Raw genomic sequence first — 21,751 nt, forward strand, 5'->3', positions numbered from 1 at the left:
CTTATGATACTAGATAGACATCATACTCCTGATACTTAAAGTATCTAACTCATGACTGTACCAAAAAAGATAATAAAATTTTACTGGTAAAATGCTTTAATGAACATATTAGATTATTTAAAACAGTAATAGTAAACTCAAATTATAAGTTCAGCTTGTGTATCATATATAGTTTCACGTGTCTGTAAAACATTAATAAAGCTAACGCACTATTAATATTTAACATGAAAGCTTACTGGACATTTCCAATCAAGTAATGTAGGTAAAATTGGATAACTAAGGCGATTTTGGTTCATTTTCAACACTTTTAACAGTTATTTCTAGACAAGCTTAATGAAACACGATACACCACCAGAATTGAACCCAGACCAAGAAATTGGGCGCTTAATTGATGAGGTAATGTCTTCATCTCTGACTGATGAACAGTACCGGAAAAAAATGCAGCGACGCAAAGAAGTGCAAGACAAGCGCATAGCAGAAGCTGTACCAGAAAAAGGATTAATTATTGTAAATACTGGTAACGGTAAGGGTAAAACCACTGCGGCTTTGGGGATGGTGTTGCGATCGCTCGGTCATGGGTATAAAGTAGCGATCGTCCAATTCATCAAAGGTAGCTGGGAACCTTCCGAAAAAAGGGTTTTCAGCTATTGGGAAGACCAGATAGAATTTCACGCAATGGGCGAAGGCTTTACCTGGGAAACTCAAGACCGCGATCGCGATCTTGACAAAGCTAGCGCCGCCTGGGAAAAATCCTTAGAATACATTCGCAACCCAGACTTTCATCTAGTGTTGTTAGACGAAATCAATATCGCCCTCAAAATGGCTTACTTACCAGTAGAAGACGTTTTAGCAGGTTTGGCGCAAAAACCCGCTAACAAACACGTTATTCTCACAGGTAGAGGCGCACCACCTGCTTTAATTGAGCGTGCTGATTTAGTAACTGAAATGACTCTAGTTAAGCACCCTTTCCGCGATCAAGGTGTAAAAGCACAACCGGGAATTGAGTATTAAATAAGAATTCAGAATTGTTAAAAAACAGGTTTCCTACTCACCAGAGATTAGAAACCTGGTTTTTAATTTTCAGATGTCATACCAATTTGAAAAAAGAATGCAACACATAGATAATAGATATCACCAACCCTACCTTTACTAAAGAGTGCGCGTCAGCGTGGGTGGGCTGATCTGTCGTAAACATTTTTTGAATTGGTATCAGATGTAAAAAAGCAGATTTCAAGTTGATGAGGTATACAAGCTAAATCTGTTATCTAGGTAGAAAGCGTGTTTTACTTCTGTTAGCGCAGCCGGGCGTAGCCCATTCTGAATTCTGAATATCAGACTTCTGCTATCAATCCCATTTGTTACTTCTTATTCCAAAGACTTAAAAATGCTTGAGAGATAGCTGGGGTAATCTGACTTTGTAAGTGATTTAATGCATCACGATGATTTGCATTATTGTCATCATAATAAGTAAACAGATTCGTCAGCTTGACAATCTCAGGATTTTGATCGTTTGTCCCCCTCCATTTGTTAGTAACTTTGTGTAAAACGTCCTTGGGTAGATTTTGTTGTAAGTTATTTAAGGCTGCGATGTAAGAAGGATTTTGAGGATTCTTTTGGAATTGAAAGCATAAATCTCTCAGCTTTAGTTGTGACTGAGGCGGAGTCTGGGGCTTATCTGTGAGACTAGATTGTTGTAGAATTTGACGCTGTTCAATAGTAGCAATACCATTTTCAGTTAAACCCTGAGATTTCTGAAATTTTCTGACTGCTGTATAAGTAGCCGGCCCATAAAAAGGCTTGTTTGGAGGAATTTCAGCATTGGTTGCAAAACCATGAAACTTCAATCTGTTTTGAAGCCCGATGACTGTTTCTTCCATTACAGTTCGAGTCTCTGCATCAGCATTACCATTAACCACAAGTTTTTGTGAGTACTGTTTCTGAAACTTTTTAATCGCTTCTTCAGTAGGATCGTCTGTCAAGGAGTTGTTATTCCGCTTCCAGGGAGCAAATTTAGTGAGATCCGGCTTAGGATCGATCTCAGGAGCTAAATATCCCAATCCGATCAATATGTGACGGATAACTTCAGGGCTACTAACGGCCATGCTTTTTGGTTCCTTTGCGATTAAACTACCATTTAATGTATCTTGTTTTACAAAAATTAGGTAAGTAGAAATAAATAAATCTAACATTTCTTGTTTGCAAGGCGTTCTGAAGGTTAAGCGATGTGTGACGACAAGCTGCAACTCTTTGAGACGTTAGACGTATGCGACTACAGATAGTGAAAAAGAAAGAGATGCGATCGCTCATTCTCAACTATTAATGATACTACGTGTTCAGGGCACAGTATTGCTCATTGGTGTCAACTTAAGAAGATGAAGCCCAAATTTGTTGGGTGTAAGCGTCAGTAGTATTACCACGTAGGACGACTTGGGAAAATGGTATAAACCGCGAAACACCATTTCTGTAGAAATGTTGACACCAATGAGTATTGTCTACCCTAACGAGAAATCTATATCACTCCAGACTGGATTCTGATAATTTTGCTATAAGCCTTCTGATAGTGTATTTCTCTAAACAAAAAAGTTTAGTCTGGGAATGTTTAGTTATAAAAATGAGAGGTAATAGTTATGCCTAGTGGACATGCTAACCATAAAGGAACTTCTGATAAAGCCAATGTTAATGCCAATGGAGTAATTGATGATGCTGCTGATAAATCATTAAACCCTGACGATCTCCTGTCGGAAGAGCAAACTAACACAGAAGTCCATAGAGTCGAAGAAAGTGTTAAGTTTCCTCCTGCTACCGAACGTCCAAGTGAAAAATCAAATACTAGTACCTGAAGTAACTATAGTACTCATATTTGATTTTTGAAATACGCGTAGTGGCATGGCAAGGTTAAAATATTACAAAAAAATTGTAGGTTGGGTTGAATAATTCTGTTAATGATTAGATTTTAGTTTTTGTGAGTTTTTTAAACCCAACATTTTAAGCATGTCACGCTACTACGTCTAACTTTGCCCCGCTACGCTAACGCAATTAAAAAACTTAGAGATATCAAGTGTTTCAGGGTTTACATCTGTTTCATAATTTTAGTGAATTGGTATTACGCTTTTAGCGCACCTCATATAATCAATCTCTTTTTTTGGCGAAGGTATTGAATATACAAAAATCCCCCTTTAACCGGACAGGATAAAGGGGGAGATGGCTAAGGTCAGAAGCTTTTTATGGGTTTCAACCGAATTTACCGGCGGTTGAAGCTATGAGGAATGCTCCGTATGTAAGGATGTAGCCAACTGTGAAGTGAGCTAGACCTACTAACCAACCTTGGACAATGGACAGAGCAACAGGTTTATCTTTCCAGCGAGCTAAGTTAGCCAGCGGAGTACGTTCGTGTGCCCAGACTAGAGTTTCAATTAACTCTTGCCAGTACCCACGCCAGCTAATCAAGAACATGAAACCGGTTGCCCAAACCAAGTGTCCAAAGAGGAACATCCAAGCCCAGACAGACAGGTTATTGACGCCGTAGGGATTATAACCGTTAATCAACTGAGCGGAGTTAGCCCAGAGGTAATCACGGAACCAACCCATCAGATATGTAGAGTTCTCATTGAACTGAGCAACGTTACCTTGCCAAACACCGAGATGCTTCCAGTGCCAATAGAAAGTCACCCAACCAAGGAGATTCAGCATCCAGAACATAGCGAGATAGAAAGACTGTTCCCAAGAGGAAGTTTGGCAAGTACCGCCCCGACCTGGCCCATCGCAGGGGAAGGTAAAGCCGAAGTCCTTTTTATCAGGCATCAATTTAGTACCACGAGCATCCAATGCGCCCTTGACACAAATCAAGGTGGTGGTGTGCAAACCTAAAGCGATCGCATGGTGAACCAAGAAATCGCCAGGCCCAATGGTCAAGAACAAGGAGTTAGTGCCGGCGTTGATCGCATCTGTCCAGCCTGGCAACCAGACGTTAGCGTAGTTAGGCCAAGCTGTATAGGCAATGCTATCTGGGTTAGATAGTAAAGCATCCATGCCATACAGTAGTTTCCCGTGAGCAGATTGGATGAATTGAGCAAACACTGGCTCAATCAAAATTTGCTTTTCAGGAGTGCCAAAAGCAACTACAACATCATTGTGGACGTATAACCCCAGAGTGTGGAAGCCTAAGAATAACGATACCCAACTCAGGTGAGAGATAATCGCTTCTTTGTGCTGAAGTACGCGCTCAAGAACGTTACCTTTGTTTTGTTCTGGGTCGTAATCCCGAACCCAGAAAATACCAGCATGGGCGAATGCACCAATCATCAAGAACCCAGCGATGTACTGGTGATGAGTATACAGTGCCGCCTGTGTTGTGTAGTCCTTACCAATGAAGGCGTAAGGAGGCATCGAGTACATATGCTGTGCCACTAACGACAAGGCAGTACCCAGTGCTGCTAAGTGTATAGATAACTGGAAGTGCAGCGAGTTGTTATAAGTGTCGTACAGTCCTTGGTGCGGTAAGTTGAACTGACCTTCGGTTTGGATGCCAAAGAATTTTCTGGCGTTGAGCATCTCTTTGATGCTGTGCCCAATCCCGAAGTTAGTCCGGTACTGATGACCGGCAACGATAAATATAACTGCGATCGCTAAATGGTGATGAGCCATATCAGTCAGCCATAGCGATTCAGTCTGGGGATGGAAGCCACCCAAAAAAGTCAGAATAGCTGTCCCTGCGCCTTGAGATGTGCCAAACAAATGCCCTGGTGTATCAGGATTCTGGGCATATACACCCCAATCACCCCTCCAGAAAGGTGCTAAACCTGCTGGGTGTGGCAAGGTAGTCAGAAAATTATTCCAACCAACGTGCTGACCGCGAGATTCGGGAATGGCAACGTGAATAAGATGTCCAGCCCAAGCCAGAGAGCTAACACCAAACAAACCTGCCAAGTGGTGATTTAGGCGAGGTTCAGCACTCTTGAACCAAGCCAAGCTAGGACGATACTTAGGTTGCAAGTGTAGCCAACCAGCAAACAAGAACAATGCTGCTAACAGCAACAAGAACACTGAACCTTGATAGAGGTCATTATTCGTCCGCATCCCAATGGTGTACCACCAGTGGTAAACACCAGAGTAAGCAATGTTAACAGGATTAGTAGCACCCCCTTGAGTAAAAGCTTCTATTGCTGGTTTACCAAAATGAGGGTCCCAAATTGCGTGAGCGATTGGGCGAATATGCAGAGGATCTTTAATCCACTGTTCAAAATTACCTTGCCAAGCTACGTGGAACAATAGACTAGATGCCCACAGAAATATGATTGCCACGTGACCGAAGTGAGTAGCGAAAATCTTTTGGTAAAGATTTTCCTCGGTCATCCCATCATGGCTTTCAAAATCATTTCCCGTAGCGATCGCGTACCAGATCCGACGCGTAGTTGGGTCTTGTGCGAGATCCTGGTTAAATTTAGGATATTTTGTGGCCATGCAATTTAATTACATCTCCTTAAACGCTAATCCAAGTTGCTAGTTCTAACGATTCAGCAACTTTTTACAATTGAATCAGCACTCTTTCAGCCTTGGATTGGAGGTCAATCTAAATAGCAAAAGCTGATGAGTATTGAGGATAAAACAGGCTTAATTCTTAGACTCACATCATTAGGCAAGATGATGCAATTCATTTCCATAGAAGTAATAAACTAATTAATGACTACCATTTCCATCTAACTATCGGACGATATTTGTATTAAATGAATTTGTAGTCTTAAATACAGTCTCAAAGCTGGAAATTTTAATAATTTTTTTATTAAAATGAGCTTAAAATTTTGTATACACGTGACATAATGATAGTTTTTTAGCAAAATAAAACAAAAAATCAAGCTCAAGTTTAAGTAAATATTGGTAAGCTAAAATGCCAAGTATTTCTACTTTTTTTGAAACCTAAGTTAGGTAAATTACTTAGGGGTTAATAATTCCGTAGTAAAGGGCGACAACAAATAAGAAAGTAGCCAATATAACCACGGTAAACCCATAGCGAGCTAGTGGATTGGGTAAGTCCTGATTGGTGATTACATTATCCTTTTGTACCTGAGTCATAGGCTTAGATTTATCAGGTTTTTGAGCATTTATGTCGTTAGGTGGGTTCTCTGACAGAGGAACATTATTTTCTGTTATCTTGTTTTGAGTCTCTTGGGATTTCATGGGCTTTTTTTGATGTCTTTGTAGCTATTGCGCTTTTATAATTTCAAAAATTTACTAACACTTACATCGTTCTTGAGAATTACCTTGGCTTGATGTGCGGTTCGCCTAAAGGAGTTAGTCGATGTAAAGTCGATCTGTAATTGTCAATACACAGCAAAGAAAGAAGAATTCAGAATCTATTAGTAGATGTAGGGTATGTTATGCAGTAGGTTAATGTACCGTTAATTGAAGGTGCTAATATCAATTATTTTAGTAAAATTGATAACTTACAATTAGAGAACTGGTTAGAAAATCAGATATAGATTAATACAATTAATACACTGCCATATCAGGATTGTTGAGTAATCCGACGGTAATAGCGATCGCTAGTGTACCATTTGGAATACCAACCTCAGACAGACGCAGACAGACCTAGATAAACTTGATAATTATCTCTATCTATCTGTATTTTCCCTATGAATGAGGAAGTCTCCAAAAAGCTAGAGTTAATCAGGCAAACCTTGCATGAATCAGAAGTGCAAGGCCTGCGTTTGCGTGGTACAGACTGGTTTGCTTGGGTGACAGCTGGTGCTTCTAATACCGTGCTGCTGACTGCTGAAACTGGCGTAGCTGAAGTATTAGTTACTACTGACGAGGCTTGGGTATTGACGGATGAAATTGAAGCCCAGCGTCTTAAGGATGAAGAACTGCCTGCTAATTTTAAGGTATATGTGAACCCTTGGGCTGATTATGCTGCCCGTGAGTCTTTTGTCCGTGATGTAACTGGCGGCGGGAAAGTAGTTAGCGATCGCCCCATCTCCAATTTAGAAAAACCGTTACCCCCAACTCTGCAAAATCATAAACGGGTAATGATGTCAAGTGAATTAGAGCGATATCGTCAAGTCGGGCAAAAAGCTAGTCAGGCAATGACAGAGGTACTCAAAGCCGCCAAGCCAACTTGGACAGAATATCAATTAGCGGGTGCGGGTGCAGAGGCTTTATGGGCGAAAGGGTTACATCCAGCGCTGACACTGGTAGCGGGTGAGAGGCGTTTACCGCTATACCGTCATGCCACAGCCACGGGAGAACAGATTGGACAGCAAGCAATGCTGGTGTTTTGCGCGAGAGGTTACGGTTTGTATGCAAATCTGACTCGATTTGTTTGTTTTGGTAAGCTTTCAGACGAACGGGCCGAATTGCATTCCCATGTGCGCGAAATAGAAGCAGTAATTTTGAATTTGTGCCAACCCGGAACCACTCTCGATGCAGTTTATCACGCGCTAGCTCAGGCTTATGAGCAGCATGGATTTCCCAATGCTATCCGCGAACACCACCAGGGAGGAACCACTGGATATTTAGCGCGAGAAATCGTTGCCAATCCAACTACTACTGATGCTTTGACAGAAGGTATTGCTGTCGCTTGGAATCCCAGTTTACCAGGGGCAAAGATTGAAGATACTTTTGTGATTCTCAAGGATGGAAAGTTAGAAAATCTGACTTTCGATCCAAATTTTCCTAATGTTGAAGTAGAAGGAAGGTTACGCCCTGTACCTTTGTACAATTAAAAATTATGGATTTTCAACAAGTATTCGGTAAACCACCTGAAACTCAAGCCAGTGCGCCAGGAAGAGTAAATTTACTCGGCGAACATACTGACTATAACGATGGCTTTGTTCTGCCAACTGCGATTCCTCAATCTACGACGGTACAGCTAAGTTTTAGTAGCGATGGTCATCATCACTTTTACTCGGAAAATCTCAACGAGCAAGTGAACATTTTAGATATAAACCATTCCCCGTCTGGATTTGCCAGTTATATTTTTGGCTGTATTGAGGTTTTGCAAAAAGCCGGACACAATATACCATCGCTTTCTGTGTACGTCCAATCATCGGTTCCGATGGGTTCGGGTTTGTCTAGTAGCGCGGCTTTGGAAGTAGCAACGCTGCGGGCATTACGCCAACTTCTGAAGCTTCCTATTGATGACGTTGAAATTGCCCAATTCGCCCAGCAAGCAGAAATTCATTATGCTAGCGTACAATGCGGCATCATGGATCAGATGGCTTCTAGCTTGGCTGATACCGAGCATATCTTGTTTTTAGATACTCGGACTTTAGAACGCCGCGTCATGCCTTTGCCTGAGAATGCGGAGATTTTGGTTATTGATAGCGGCGTACCTCGCACCCTGGCAAGTAGCGGTTATAACCAGCGTCGGGCTGAGTGTGAAGAAGCAGCGCGATCGCTAGGAGTGAAAGCACTACGAGATATTACTGATGTTAAGGTAACAGAAAAACTACCCGAACCTCTACGGCGGCGTGCTCGTCATGTGGTTACAGAAGATAACCGCGTCTTGGAAGTATTACAGGGAGTAACATCTGAGCGATTTGGCGAATTGATGAACGCATCCCACGCCAGTTTGAGAGACGATTACGAAGTGTCTGTACCTGCACTAGATACTCTAGTCGAATTATTGCAAAAAACTCCGGGAGTGTTTGGTGCAAGACTGACAGGTGCTGGATTTGGTGGTGCTTGTGTCGCTTTAGTTGTGGCTGGTGAAGCCAGAAGTATTGCAACCCATATCCTTGAACAATACAAGCAAGCCGGTTACAACGGGCAAATTTTGGTTCCTTCTTTGGAGTTAAGTGATGCAGCCTAAAGTTGTTTATGGAAACGCAGGCGTTGAAGGTGTAAATCGTTGGGGATGGTTCATGGGTCACTTTATCACCCCTGAAGACGATCCGCGTTCCACGGAAATGCTAGAAGTAAAATGGGCTGTTCACAAAGCAGGTGATAGTAGAACTGAATGGGCAGTAAATAACCAAGCTGCGACGCTTTCAATTCTCATTCACGGAGAATTTCGCCTGGAATTTGAAGATAGAGAAATTTTATTATCTCGTGAAGGTGATTATGTTCTTTGGTGTGCGGGTGTGTCCCATTGGTGGGTTGCTGAGTCCGACTGCACTATTTTGACTGTCAGATGGCCTTCAAAGCCAGGTGATAGTGTTGCATTGGCTGAAGCGTCAAAGAGTTAGTTTGTTAAGTAATTGAGCATAATTAATTTTAATTAGGTTCGATGCTCGTTTATTTGTTAGGACTATTAAGATACAAAGCATTAGGGGCACAAGGCCTTGCGCCCCTCCGACAGGTGTAGTTCAAATAGATGAAAACTGCTGTAAGTAGATTCGCTTAAATAATTATCGTTGCGATCGGGCAGAAGCATAAGGAAAAAGGGTTTGAACCTTGTTTACTTTTCTTTACACAGTTTGCTTTTATTGTGCCGACTTACTTATCATTTTCAAAAATCTTTGATATCTACCCTACAAACTTAATTATCTCTATCTTTGGTATTTTTTTTAATCCGTTGAACTCACGTAGTATGAATCCAGAGATTTTTTGGAGATGAGTTTGCTTGACGTAAAGCCGTGATTCTAATGAAAGATGCATCTAATGCGATCGACAAAATATCTAGACATAAACCTCATCTATGTTGAAACCTAGAGTTTTTTAAAAGATATATATATTTATGTAGGTTGGGTGGAGTGAAACGCAACCCAACATTACCACCAAATTTTATGTTGGGTTACGCTATCGCTGCACCCAACCTACAAAACTACTTCTGAATTCTGCTGTCTTGCAACAAACCTGGAGGCTTTCTTAATCCCTTGGATTGAGACGTAAAAATTATCCAGTGTATAGATTTAACTAATCAGCATTTTATTTCATGCTAAAACGCGATCGTCTACTTAAATACTTAAACTGTTTACTCGCAAATCCAGTATTAGTTATCGTACTAATGCTTACAACATTGACGAATGGTTGTCAAAAAAACGATCCGGCAGCTAATGCTCAAAGCCCGCCAGCATTGCCAGTAAAACTTCAAAAAATTGACGCAGGCACAATTGAAGAAAGTTCCGAGTTTGTCGGGTCATTGGAGGCGCAGCAAAAGGTCATATTACAGCCCCAAACTCAAGGACGAATCGAATCGATTTTGGTATCGAGCGGTCAGCGAGTGCAACAGGGTACGCCGATCGCATCTTTGAGTTTAGATCAGGCTCAGGCCAATGTCACCAGTTCGATCGCAGCTGCTAATTCGGTGCAAGCAGCATTGGCTACTGCTCAAGCAGAGCAACAACAAGCCGAAGCCCAACGCACCAAAGCAGCTGCAAATGTTCAACTGCAACGGACACAGTTCAATCGTAGCCAACAGTTGGTCAACGAAGGAGCCATAGCAAGACAAGAGTTAGACATTGCTAGAAATAATTTACAAACTGCTCAAGCAGACCTGCAAACATCCGAAAAGCAAGTCGCAGCAGCTAGAGCAGCCGTTCGCCAAGCACAGGCAAACATCCGCCAAGCTCAAGCAAGCACGGCTGCGGCGCGAGTCAGCCTCAATTTTAAGCAAGTGGTAGCACCCATTACTGGCGTAGTCGGTGAATTTCCGGTCAAGGTTGGAGATTATGTCAACATCGGACAAACAATCACCACACTCACACAAAACGATTCACTCGATCTCAATCTTTCTATACCCTCAAATCGGTTGCGCCAATTACGAACGAACTTACCCGTGCAGTTAATCGATCCCACCACCCAGCAAGTGATTGGTACAGGTGCGATTAGCTACATTTCTCCAAATGTAAGTTCTAATCAACAGTCTGTTTTGAGCAAAGCCCGCTTTCGGAATTCACAAGGGCGATTGCGCGATGGACAATACGTTAGAGCTCGCGTGATTTGGAATCGACAACCAGGTATTTTGATTCCCACCGTTGCAATTTCTCGCGTTGGTGGACAAAGTTTTGTGTTTGTCACCGAAAACAAAACCGTCAATGGACAACAGCAGCAAGTTGTGCATCAGCGTTTAGTGCGCCTGGGAGATATTCAAGGGCCCAATTATCAAGTTATCGATGGGCTTAAATCCGGCGAAACGATTGTAACTTCTGGCATTCTCAAACTTAGAGAAGGCGCACCAATCCAACCAGTATCATAAATCCAGGATAATTTATGATTTTTTCGATCGCCAATACCTTCATTAAACGCCCGGTATTAACTACCGTTTGCACTCTACTGATTCTGATTGTCGGTGGGGTGTGTATTCCGTTGTTGCCGCTTAATTACTTGCCAGATATTGCACCGATTCGCGTTCAAGTCTCAGCTTCCTATACTGGGGCGGATGTGGAAACTGTCGAAACTGCTGTGACAACTACGCTGGAGCGACAAATTAACGGTGTAGAGGGAATGCAGTACATGACCTCGAACAGTTCCGCAGGTAGTAGTCAAATTTCAGTATATTTTGGGTCGCAGATAGATAAAAATATTGCTCAAGTTAACGTCCAAAATCGCCTCGCCCGTGCTACACCTCGCCTACCGACAACGGTGCAACAATTCGGCGTGACAGCACAAACATCTTCTACAAGTATTTTGTTAGTCTATGCTCTTTACCCCGAAAATAATGAGTATGACGCGCTGTTTATTAGTAACTATATTGACCTGAATTTGCGAGATCAACTGCTGAGAACGCCGGGAGTTGGGGATTTAACAATTTTTGGTGAAAAGCAATATGCAATGAGGTTGTGGCTCGATCCGAATGCGCTGGCAAGTCGAGGCTTAACTGTGGCGGATGTCTCTACGGCATTGCGATCGCAAAACATTCTCGCCGGAGCCGGAACGTTAGGTCAATCGCCTATCCCTCCAGGTCAAAGTTATGAAATTCCGTTGCGAGTCAATGGGCAATTTAAAGATGCGTCAGAGTTTGAAAATCTAGTCATTCAAGCCGGAAGTAATGGCAGTTTAATTAAACTCCAAGATGTAGGTCGTGCAGAACTTGGCTCGGAGACTTACAGCAGCAATGCTAGAAATAATGGTAAGCCGTCGATTGGGATCGCAATTTATCAATTACCTGGTAGTAACGCCCTGGATGTCTCGAAAAACGTTCAGGCTCAGATGAATGAGTTGATGAAAGACTTTCCACCGGGCTTAAAAGCTGAGATTGTCTACGATACCGTTGGATTTGTGCAAGCGTCACTCGAAGAAGTATTGAAAACACTAGTTGAAGCGATCGCTCTTGTCGTACTGGTGATTTTTCTGTTTCTGCAAAACTGGCGAGCCACAATTATTCCCTTGGTTGCCATTCCCGTTTCACTGATTGGGGCGTTAGCATTTGCTTACGTGTTTAGATTTTCGTTGAATAATTTAACGTTATTTGGCTTAATTTTGGCAACAGGATTAGTCGTAGATGATGCGATTATCGTTGTGGAAGCGATCGCCCGCAAAGTTGAACAGGGAATGCGACCACTGCAAGCATCAGTCGAGGCAATGGATGAACTTACCGGAGCGGTAGTTTCAACGTCGTTGGTATTGATGGCAGTTTTTATCCCGGTGGCATTTTTTCCCGGTTCGACAGGAAAAATGTATCAACAGTTCGCGTTGATTATTGCTTTTTCAATCGCCATCTCAACGTTTAATGCCCTTTCCTTTAGTCCGAGTATATCGGCAATTTTGCTCCGCCCGCCTCGCCCTGCACGCGGCCCGCTTGGTTGGTTTTTTGGTCGTTTCAATCAAATTTTACAATGGATTATTGACAAGTATTTAGCGACGGTGAATTTTCTGATCCGCCTTCGTTATGTGGTAATTGGATTATTTGTGGTTGGTTTAGCTGCCACTTATTTTATGTTTACCCATGTTCCCACCGGATTTGTTCCGAGTGAAGACCAGGGAATTGTCTTAGGTATTATTCAAGGGCCAGATGGAGTTGCCCTCAACTATACCGACCAAGTAATTACAAAACTCGAACAAATTCTCGAAAAAGAACCAGAGGTGAGTAACGTTTTCGCCACTTCGGGATTTGGCTTTGCAGGTAGTGGTTCAAATCGCGGTGTCTTCTTTGCAAAACTCAAGCCGTGGGAGGAGCGCACTCAACCCAATCAAACTGCCTCTGGAATTTTAGCCCGAATCAATAAAGAATTTGCAACGATTCCAGAAGCTATTATTACCGCAGTCAGTCCCCCACCGATTCAAGGCTTTAGTACGTTAGGGGGATTTGAGCTACAGCTAGAAGACCGAACCAACGGAAGATTAACAATCAATGATTTTTATGCGAATGCTCAAGCGGTAATCGCCCAAGCCAATCAAAAACCAGCGCTCAAAGGCGGCGTTTTCACCCAGTTTACTGCTAGTACACCACAGTTTCAAATAGACTTCGATCGCACTCGTTTAGAAGCACTTAACATCGATTTTCAACAAGCTGTCACCACACTTGGAACTGCGATCGGCTCCCAGTATGTCAACGATTTTACCTTGGGACAGCGTAGCTACCGCGTATATGTTCAGGCAGATGCTAACTATCGGCGATCGCCAGATGATATTCGGCGGCTTTATGTGCGATCGGCAAATAACCAAATGGTTCCATTGAGTGAAGTTGCAAAAATCACACCCACTACAGGCCCATCTGTAATTTCCCATTACAACGGCTTCCGCGCGATCGATTTACAAGGTAGAGAAGCATCGGGCTACAGTAGTGGACAGGCAATTCAAGCAATGCAGCAAGCGGTGACTGAAGCAGCAACGCCAGGTGTTGGCAGTGATTGGATTGGCACTGCCCGCGAAGAATTAAGTGCAGGTAACTTGGGGATTTTGATTTTTGGCTTCGGGATCATTATGGTATTTCTGACGCTGGCTGCTCAGTATGAAAGTTATATCGATCCGGCGATAATTCTCTTAACTGTACCGTTAGCGTTGTTAGGCGCATTGAGTGCCTTGTCATTGCGCGGTTTGGTTAATGATGTCTACGCAAACGTGGCGTTAGTGATGCTGATTGGATTAGCGTCAAAGAACGCGATTTTGATCGTCGAGTTTGCCAATCAAGCCTTGGAAGAAGGCGCGACAATTCGACAAGCAGCCGTAACCGCAGCGCAAGAAAGGTTCCGACCGATTGTGATGACTTCAAGCGCCTCCTTGCTAGGATTTTTCCCCCTGGTAATTGCCACCGGCGCCGGTTCTGCCTCGCGCTGGTCGTTAGGAACAGCCTTATTTGGCGGGTTACTCGTAGCAACGATTTTGAGTTTGCTGATTGTTCCAGTCCTGTACGTAATCATCAAGACTTTGGAAGAACGCTTCTTGAAGAAAAAACCTGCTAATCCCACCCAGCCGCCATCCCCAGATGGAAACCAAGATGGACAATCAAGAGCGATGCCAACTCCAGTTGGAGACGCTGCGCCAGCGACGAACGCTCATCAACATTCATCTGTAATTATCAGGCAGAATGCTGATGATAACAAACGTAATGATTCGAGTAAGTAAAAAAGGAATAGGGTTAAGGCAAGAAACGCGATGAATCGCCGTCAAGACAAAAGACTGGTTATTGTAGAGACGGCGATTTATCGCGTCTTTGCGATCGATTATCGTATCTTTAGCGATCTAAAATTTTCATTAAAAAAGTTTAATCAAACCGTATTGGGCGTCAGCCTGCCGTTAGGCAAGCGGAGAGAGGCTTAGTACAGCATTTCATTAATTCGTAATGCATGGGCTTGCAATGTTAATGCATCGACTTGCAATGCTAATGCATCGACTTGCAATGTTAATGCATCGACTTGCAATGCTAATGCATCGACTTGCAATGCTAATGCATCGACTTGCAATGTTAATGCATCGACTTGCAATGTTAATGCATCGACTTGCAATGTTAATGCATCGACTTGCAATGTTAATGCATCGACTTGCATTAAAAACGCTACGCTTTTACGCAAAGCTGTACTTAGAAAGCTAGTTTCATTTTTTTTCTGCTTGTATGAAACCACCCTGCCTCCTCGCTGGTGCTGAGGGGTTCAGTACCAACTCAACCCAGAATCGGTATTATTACAAGAGGTAAAGATTAAGCTGTAACTTTGGGAACCACTGACACAATGTAGAGTATCTCCTGATAATTTAGCAAAGCTATAAGCATTGGAGCAAAGCAAATGAACGCTAAATTAATCGTTTTTTCTGGCTTTGTGACAGCATTTGTAGGTGCAGGAATTGGCTTTATTATTGCTAATTTACTTCCTTGCCCTTACACAAGTCAAATGTATAAAGATTTAGAGCAAAAATATGCGATCGTTGGTGCAGTCGCAGGCTTGCTGATTGGTTCTAGTCAAGAAATGATTCGAGAACTTAAGCAAGAGCGGGATGCAGAAGAAGAATTGCTGCGGGATTTGAACAAAGCTATTCACTCAAGTACAGATCGAGAAAATTTATGACAATTTTTTGACAACGACTAATAGCTATAGCAAAAATTTTGATCGCGGTTCTGGAACACTGCAAGGCAAAACCGCCATACAAACGAGTAGTAACTCTGGAATTGGGCTAGCAGTCGCACTTACTTTCCTCGTTCCCAGTCTCCGACTGGGAATGCATTCATTGAGTCTCTGACTCAATATCTGACTGGAGGCAGAGCCTCTAAATCAGGCATTCCCATGCAGAGCATGGGAACGAGAGCAAACAAAGCTGCCATATTCACAAGTAGTAAAGTGGTAACTCTGGAATTTGACTAGCAGTTGCACTTACCTTTGCCCAGAATTAATATTAATTAATTGTTACAGAGGATTGGCATAAGCCCCCCCAATTTGAAAAATAGTGCGCTACTATCGACAAGCAATAAAAAATCTCTTAGAGGTCTGATATTAATACGCCTCTATTTATAAGTTGAAGAGGATAAAAAAGATGGTTCAAAGTATAGGCGGTATAGCGAAATATTCAGCTACCGACCTAGACCGATTTGCTCAACAACTGAATCAAGACGGAATTTGTGTGATTCCCGGTGTTTTTGAGCAAAAATTAATTGACGAGTGGGCACAAGCTTTTGAAAAATTATTTCACGAGCGTCAAAATCAACCGGGTGGGTTGGCTCCTCGTGAAGTTTCCCGCTACTATCTAACCTTGCCTTGGATTTACCCATTTGCTAATGAGTTAGTTTTTGCTAACCCAGTGATTATGGGTATTTTAGATCGCGTGTTTTACCAAGAGTACGTAATGGTTCAGATGGGAGTTGATGTTCCATTCCAAGGTTCAGATTATCAGGAAACCCATCGGGATTTTCGCCCGTTGTTTAGCGATCGCATAGTTACACCACTGTACGCCCTCGCAGTTAACTTTCCCCTTGTAGAAGTAACCGCAGACAACGGCCCGTTCCAAATGGCGCGTGGAACCCATGTTATACCGCGTGAAGAGGGATTAGAAAAGGTTGCCAGTGGTGAAATTCCGATGGAATCTTTTTATATGCAGCCAGGTGACGTAATGGTGCGATCGCCTTTAGCACTACATCGGGGTTCCCCAAATCGGACAAACCACCCAAGACCGATGGTAGTCATGGGCTATGCTATGCATTGGTTGCACACACCAAAGGTAGATTTGACTCTCCCACAAGACTATTATCAAAGCCTCCCAGAAAAACTAAAGCAGATGCTACGGTGTCAGCTAGTAGAAAGCTTACCTAAGAACAAAGTCGAAACTTACGTGAATTTCAAATACTAGTAGTTCGCCAAGCAAACTTGGCGGGGTAAAGGGGAAGGGGGAAGGGGGAAAGAGTTTAAATCCCTTACCCTTTACCCTTTTCCCTTTCCCCAGCCCTCACCCAGCATTTTTGGGTTGCCAGACTACTAGTGGAAGAAAGATTTTTGTCATTATTCCATAGATAATTAAGATGCAAACCTACACTAATCCAGTCTACAAAGGTTATTTTGCCGATCCTTTTGTTTGGCAACACGAAGGCGTATATTATGCGATCGGCACTGGCGCAGCAGAAGCAGAAGGAACGGTAGATGAAATAGCGGACGCACCAAATGTTAACTCCAATAAAAAATCCTGTGTCTTTCCTCTGTTACGCTCCTTCGACTTTGTGAATTGGGATTATGTCGGGAACGCGCTACAGCGGCCAGATCCCGCCCTTGGCGATAATTTTTGGGCCCCCGAAGTTGCTTACTGCGATCGCCAATTTTATCTCTACTATTCTGTAGGGCATGAAGACAAAAATCATCAGTTACGTGTAGCTACAAGCGATACTCCGTTAGGGCCATATCAAGATGTTGGTGAGCCAGTCGTAGATCCAAAATCTTGTCCTTTTGCGATCGATCCGCACCCATTTCAGGATGACGATGGACAGTGGTATTTGTTTTACGCCCGTGATTTTCTGGATACATCCGATGGAGTGCGTGCTGGCACAGCATTAGTTGTAGACAAACTCCAAACCATGACTAAACTTGCTGGTGAAGGGAAAGTGGTTTTACGGGCGCGATCCGATTGGCAACGTTTTTTAGCTAACCGTTTGATGTATGGTGAAATCTATGATTGGCATACTTTAGAAGGTCCCTGCGTTCGTAAGCATGAAGGTAAATACTACTGCTTTTATAGTGGTGGACGCTGGGAAACTGAGAACTACGGCGTAGATTATGGCGTTGCTGACAACGTGATGGGCCCTTACTCTGATGCAGGTAACGAAACCGGGCCACGGGTGCTAAAGTCTGTTCCTAATTTTGTCATCGGGCCGGGACATAATTCTATTGTTCTTGGGCCAGATGGTAAGACTGAGTATGTTGTCTACCATGCTTGGACGAAAAACATGGATATGCGGCAAATCTGCTTAGATATGCTGATATGGAAACCAGAAGGACCATCTTGTAATGGCCCTACCTGGACACCGCAGACTATCAGCAACTATTGAAGATTTTGCGATACATTAACACCGCTAACTTTGGCTGGTATAACAACGCTATAGTAGCCAGCTGCGATCGCTGCTAATGCATTAAGCAAAACATTAGCACCGAACAATGGCATTAAGCCAAAAAATGTCTTACCCAAAGGCAACAATCCAACGATTGCCAGCAAGGCATAAGAAACTGCAAAACCACGATTGAATAGACGCGCAGTGGTAGTATTGTTGTAAGAAGTAATTCCTAACAATCCTACGGCGCAACGTACAATGTTATGCAAAAAGTTGGTAGGAATTGCACCAAAGATATAACGAAAACCCGCAGATACTTGCATTCATTACTCGTAATTCCTTTGACTAATGGAGTGATAACTAAAGTTTTAGCTAATATGAAACTTGCAATTATCTGTCACAGGTTTCAATGTATTCTCTGTCAGTAGATTTAAGATTGAGTTTGAGATTTTACATCTCAATTAATAATTTTAATTAAAAATATAATTACATCATTAATAAAGAAGCGCTCAACTTTTCAATCCAGAAAATTTGCTAGTTAATTTATTAATCTTGAATGCTACTAAAAAGCAACATTATGAGTTTTGAATATCAATGCTTATACTTGCTGCATTACCTATTTTCTTAGAGAAATATTTAGATAAAAGCGATCGCTTCACGGATTGGCATCATTGGAAGCGATCGCGTGAGGTTTATGAATTGAATTACGAGCAATTGTACATATAGCCAAAAAGCTTTTAACCTACCCAAGGCTGAGAGAATATATATATCATCAAGGTGAAATTTATAATACTTGTTTTTCAGAAACCAAGAATAAAAGAAATTACTTCATTTACTATAGGTTATAAAATAATTGTTACAACAATATGTATCCTAAATGACAAAATAATGTAGATATTGTAAATAAATATTTTTTTATGTTTAAAAAATAGCTAGTTCGTATATACTGTCATATTCTCCAAATTAATATGAATAACAAAGCAAATTAATAAATAACCAGAGATTATTAATTTTAATACTAGAAATAATTATTTTCATGATGTTGTGTACGAAACCGAACAGACAAACATAATTATATTTGCATAGGTTTATAACTAAAAAAACGTTACATAAATCAATAATCAATGAATTTCAGATAAAGATATAGTGCTTAAGACTTAATCAAGAAAGTAATTTTATATTTATTTGGATAGATGAAACAATTAGATATAAAACAGTATTTTATTCTTGATGCAACAAAGTATTGATGAGACCGATTCAATATTGAAAAGCAGCAAAATATGTTGCAAGCTTTTGCCTGGAAGTAAGCTTGGTGTTGCTTTACATAGAAAAGGTATTAGCGTTTAGCTAGTCAGAATTAATAATTTAAATAATGAGACGAACTATGGCAAGTGAAAAATCTCAAGTCAAAAACAACGGTGTCAGCAATGTTATTTCGTCGAAGCAGCGTAAAACAAAGCGATCGCAGCTAGCCCAAACGCAATCATCGAGTACATCACTGCTGAATTTAACTTCGTCTAACAAAAAAGTTCAATCAACAGAAACCTTTAAAGACACGCCTGATATAGTTTGTTTATCTCATTTGCGTTGGAATTTCGTCTATCAAAGACCACAACATCTTCTTAGTCGCTGCGCCCAAGGAAAGCGAGTGTTCTTTATTGAGGAACCAATTTTCTCTGAAGAACCGTTGGCAAGGTTAGATGTAAACCAAGATTCTCATGGAGTAGTTGTGGTTGTACCACAGCTGCAACAAGGTTTAAGCGAAGAAGCAATCAACGCAAATTTACAAGCACTAATTAATAATTTATTTGCAGAGCATAATATCAACAAATACATTTGTTGGTATTACACACCAATGGCGATCGCTTTCACGCGCCACTTGCAACCCCAAGCCGTGGTGTATGATTGCATGGATGAATTGTCTGCATTCCACGGCGCATCACCTACTTTAAAGAATTACGAAGCCGAACTATTCAGCCGTGCAGACTTAGTATTTACAGGGGGACAAAGCCTTTACGAAAGTAAGGTGAACCAGCACCCCAACGTTTATGCCTTTCCCAGCAGTGTAGATGTCCCCCACTTTGGTCAGGCGAGAAATCTTCAAGAACCAGAAGATCAAGCTCATATTCCCCATCCTCGCCTTGGATTCTTTGGCGTAATTGACGAACGGATGGATATTGAACTGCTTGCTGGTATTGCCGAAGCCCGTCCTGACTGGCATCTAGTAATTATTGGGCCAGTTGTCAAAATCGATCCCGCAACTCTGCCACAGCATGAAAATATCCATTATCTCGGTGGCAGAGACTATAAACAGCTACCTGCCTATTTAGCAGGGTGGGACTTGGCAATGTTGCCGTTTGCGCGTAATGAGTCAACACGTTTTATTAGCCCTACCAAAACTCCAGAGTATCTTGCCGCAGGTAGGCCTGTAGTATCTACCTCAATTCGTGATGTAGTGCGTCCTTATGGAGAGTCAAAACTGGTGCGAATTGCAGACACAGTTTCTGAGTTCGTTACCGCCGCAGAACTTGCAATGCAAGAGGATACCCCAGCCTCAGAATGGTTGAGTCGAGTAGATGCCTTTTTAGAAAAGATTTCTTGGGATCGCACTTGGGCATCAATGATGAAGCTGATTGACTCTGCGATCGCAGCGCGTAATGGTGAAGACAAAGCTAACTCCACAGGTGCGGCTGGTAAACAAGCACCAAATGTCATTACCAGAGATTTTGTCTTCGATTACTTGGTTGTCGGTGCTGGTTTTTCTGGTAGCGTCATTGCTGAACGTTTGGCAACTCAAGGTAAAAAAGTGCTGGTTGTAGACAAGCGCAATCACATAGGCGGCAATGCCTACGATCATTATGACGATCATGGCGTTCTCGTACACAAATACGGCCCCCACATCTTTCACACCAACTCCCGCGAAGTTTTTGAATACCTCTCTCGGTTTACTAAGTGGCGGTCTTACGAGCATCGCGTCCTTGCCAGTGTAGACGGGCAACTTGTTCCGATTCCGATCAACCTCGACACCATCAACAAGCTGTATGGCATGAATCTCAATTCATTTGAGGTGGAAGAGTTTTACAAATCGCTTGCTGAACCAATGGAATACATCCGCACTAGTGAGGATGTGGTGGTGAGCAAAGTTGGGCGAGAACTGTATGAAAAGTTTTTCCGAAATTATACGCGCAAACAATGGGGACTCGACCCATCGGAACTTGACAAATCAGTAATTGCCAGAATTCCCACCCGTACCAATCGTGACGATCGCTATTTTACCGATAGCTACCAAGCGATGCCGCTACACGGCTTTACCCGGATGTTTGACAATATGCTAAATCATCCGAACATCAAGGTAATGCTTAACACTGATTATCAGGAAATTCAAAAAGCTATACCTTGCCGGGAGATGGTATATTCCGGGCCAGTTGACGAATTCTTTGATTATCGCTACGGCAAACTACCATATCGTTCGCTTGATTTCAAGCATGAGACGCATAATACCTCAGTGTTTCAATCAGCGCCGGTCATCAACTATCCCAATGAACAGCTTTATACGCGGGTGACAGAGTTTAAATACTTAACTGGTCAGGAACACTCTAAAACAAGTATTGTTTATGAGTTTCCCAAAGCTGAAGGAGACCCTTATTATCCTGTACCGCGTTCTGAAAATCAGGAAATTTACAAGAAATACAAGGTGCTGGCAGATGAAACTCCAGGGATCTATTTTGTGGGGCGGCTAGGGACTTACAAGTACTACAACATGGATCAATGTGTTGCTCAAGCTTTGTCTGTATACAAACAAATTGCGGTTAAGGCTTGAAAAGAGGCAGGGGAGCAGGGAGAGGAGGTGCAGGGGGGAATAGCACTAAGATAAATCCAAAGTCTTGTGTTGCGTCGTTCCCAGCCTGGAGGCTG

18 protein-coding genes and 1 pseudogene are annotated in these 21,751 nt (G+C 42.3%); 14 read left to right on the plus strand and 5 right to left on the minus strand.

Annotation, left to right across the window (positions count from 1 at the left end):
• Positions 1 to 333: 333 nt before the first annotated feature.
• Positions 334 to 1,011 carry a cob(I)yrinic acid a,c-diamide adenosyltransferase gene (gene cobO / locus ACR5KR_RS17810; RefSeq protein ID WP_445631205.1) on the plus strand — a complete coding sequence of 226 codons (678 nt, stop codon included), beginning with the start codon at positions 334 to 336 and terminating at the stop codon, positions 1,009 to 1,011.
• A gap of 347 nt (positions 1,012 to 1,358) precedes the next feature.
• On the opposite strand, the gene ACR5KR_RS17815 is transcribed toward cobO, so the two are convergent.
• A complete protein-coding gene (locus tag ACR5KR_RS17815) occupies positions 1,359 to 2,102 on the minus strand; it encodes a peptidoglycan-binding domain-containing protein (RefSeq protein ID WP_448267393.1) in 744 nt (247 codons plus the stop codon).
• A 525-nt stretch (positions 2,103 to 2,627) separates the two neighbouring features.
• Between ACR5KR_RS17815 and ACR5KR_RS17820 the strand changes: the two genes are divergently transcribed.
• Positions 2,628 to 2,840, plus strand: coding sequence for a hypothetical protein (locus tag ACR5KR_RS17820; RefSeq protein ID WP_448267394.1), 213 nt, complete (start codon positions 2,628 to 2,630; stop codon positions 2,838 to 2,840).
• 391 nt (positions 2,841 to 3,231) lie between these two features.
• Here the strand turns inward: ACR5KR_RS17820 and psaB are convergent, their stop codons facing one another.
• Positions 3,232 to 5,460, minus strand: a complete 2,229-nt coding sequence (gene psaB / locus ACR5KR_RS17825) for a photosystem I core protein PsaB (protein WP_445631202.1) — start codon at positions 5,458 to 5,460, stop codon at positions 3,232 to 3,234.
• A gap of 471 nt (positions 5,461 to 5,931) precedes the next feature.
• The gene (locus ACR5KR_RS17830; protein ID WP_448267395.1) at positions 5,932 to 6,174 is read right to left on the minus strand and encodes a hypothetical protein; all 243 of its coding nucleotides are present in this window, start codon (positions 6,172 to 6,174) and stop codon (positions 5,932 to 5,934) included.
• A gap of 455 nt (positions 6,175 to 6,629) precedes the next feature.
• Here ACR5KR_RS17830 and ACR5KR_RS17835 point away from each other — a divergent pair, with 455 nt between their 5' ends.
• The 6 genes from ACR5KR_RS17835 to ACR5KR_RS17860 all read left to right on the plus strand — a co-directional run bounded on the left by ACR5KR_RS17835 (position 6,630) and on the right by ACR5KR_RS17860 (position 14,637).
• Positions 6,630 to 7,718, plus strand: a complete 1,089-nt coding sequence (locus ACR5KR_RS17835) for a M24 family metallopeptidase (RefSeq protein WP_448267396.1) — start codon at positions 6,630 to 6,632, stop codon at positions 7,716 to 7,718.
• 5 nt (positions 7,719 to 7,723) lie between these two features.
• On the plus strand, positions 7,724 to 8,806 hold the full coding sequence (galK, locus tag ACR5KR_RS17840; protein ID WP_448267397.1) for a galactokinase: 1,083 nt from the start codon (positions 7,724 to 7,726) through the stop codon (positions 8,804 to 8,806).
• Positions 8,796 to 9,182, plus strand: coding sequence for a signal peptidase I (locus ACR5KR_RS17845; RefSeq protein WP_448267398.1), 387 nt, complete (start codon positions 8,796 to 8,798; stop codon positions 9,180 to 9,182). The genes galK and ACR5KR_RS17845 overlap by 11 nt, the downstream gene beginning before the upstream one ends.
• A gap of 761 nt (positions 9,183 to 9,943) precedes the next feature.
• A complete protein-coding gene (locus tag ACR5KR_RS17850; RefSeq protein WP_448267399.1) occupies positions 9,944 to 11,134 on the plus strand; it encodes an efflux RND transporter periplasmic adaptor subunit in 1,191 nt (396 codons plus the stop codon).
• Between the two features lie 14 nt (positions 11,135 to 11,148).
• On the plus strand, positions 11,149 to 14,442 hold the full coding sequence (locus ACR5KR_RS17855) for an efflux RND transporter permease subunit (protein WP_448267400.1): 3,294 nt from the start codon (positions 11,149 to 11,151) through the stop codon (positions 14,440 to 14,442).
• Positions 14,443 to 14,472: 30 nt separating this feature from the next.
• A complete protein-coding gene (locus ACR5KR_RS17860) occupies positions 14,473 to 14,637 on the plus strand; it encodes a hypothetical protein (protein ID WP_448267401.1) in 165 nt (54 codons plus the stop codon).
• Here the strand turns inward: ACR5KR_RS17860 and ACR5KR_RS17865 are convergent.
• Complete coding sequence (locus ACR5KR_RS17865) at positions 14,634 to 14,864, minus strand: hypothetical protein (RefSeq protein WP_448267402.1); 231 nt, start codon at positions 14,862 to 14,864, stop codon at positions 14,634 to 14,636. The two genes, ACR5KR_RS17860 and ACR5KR_RS17865, sit on opposite strands and share 4 nt — an antisense overlap.
• Positions 14,865 to 15,098: 234 nt before the next feature.
• Between ACR5KR_RS17865 and ACR5KR_RS17870 the strand changes: the two genes are divergently transcribed.
• From ACR5KR_RS17870 to ACR5KR_RS17885, 4 genes are all read left to right on the plus strand, one after another.
• The gene (locus ACR5KR_RS17870; protein ID WP_448267403.1) at positions 15,099 to 15,377 is read left to right on the plus strand and encodes a hypothetical protein; all 279 of its coding nucleotides are present in this window, start codon (positions 15,099 to 15,101) and stop codon (positions 15,375 to 15,377) included.
• Between the two features lie 7 nt (positions 15,378 to 15,384).
• On the plus strand, positions 15,385 to 15,549 hold the full coding sequence (locus ACR5KR_RS17875) for a hypothetical protein (RefSeq protein ID WP_448267405.1): 165 nt from the start codon (positions 15,385 to 15,387) through the stop codon (positions 15,547 to 15,549).
• 291 nt (positions 15,550 to 15,840) lie between these two features.
• Entirely contained in the window at positions 15,841 to 16,650 is an 810-nt protein-coding gene (locus tag ACR5KR_RS17880; RefSeq protein ID WP_448267406.1) for a phytanoyl-CoA dioxygenase family protein, read from the plus strand.
• Positions 16,651 to 16,819: 169 nt separating this feature from the next.
• Positions 16,820 to 17,836, plus strand: a complete 1,017-nt coding sequence (locus tag ACR5KR_RS17885) for a glycoside hydrolase family 43 protein (RefSeq protein ID WP_448267408.1) — start codon at positions 16,820 to 16,822, stop codon at positions 17,834 to 17,836.
• Here the strand turns inward: ACR5KR_RS17885 and ACR5KR_RS17890 are convergent.
• Positions 17,830 to 18,150 (minus strand): annotated as a pseudogene (locus ACR5KR_RS17890) (DUF4383 domain-containing protein); the annotation flags it as partial. The gene ACR5KR_RS17885 and the pseudogene ACR5KR_RS17890 sit on opposite strands and share 7 nt — an antisense overlap.
• A gap of 280 nt (positions 18,151 to 18,430) precedes the next feature.
• Here ACR5KR_RS17890 and ACR5KR_RS17895 point away from each other — a divergent pair.
• The gene (locus tag ACR5KR_RS17895; RefSeq protein WP_445631191.1) at positions 18,431 to 18,562 is read left to right on the plus strand and encodes a hypothetical protein; all 132 of its coding nucleotides are present in this window, start codon (positions 18,431 to 18,433) and stop codon (positions 18,560 to 18,562) included.
• A 658-nt stretch (positions 18,563 to 19,220) separates the two neighbouring features.
• Positions 19,221 to 21,656 (plus strand): UDP-galactopyranose mutase, encoded by a 2,436-nt coding sequence (gene glf, locus ACR5KR_RS17900; RefSeq protein ID WP_448267410.1) that lies wholly within the window; start codon positions 19,221 to 19,223, stop codon positions 21,654 to 21,656.
• The last annotated feature ends 95 nt before the right edge of the window (positions 21,657 to 21,751 follow it).

This window comes from Nostoc sp. DSM 114159, assembly GCF_053470285.1.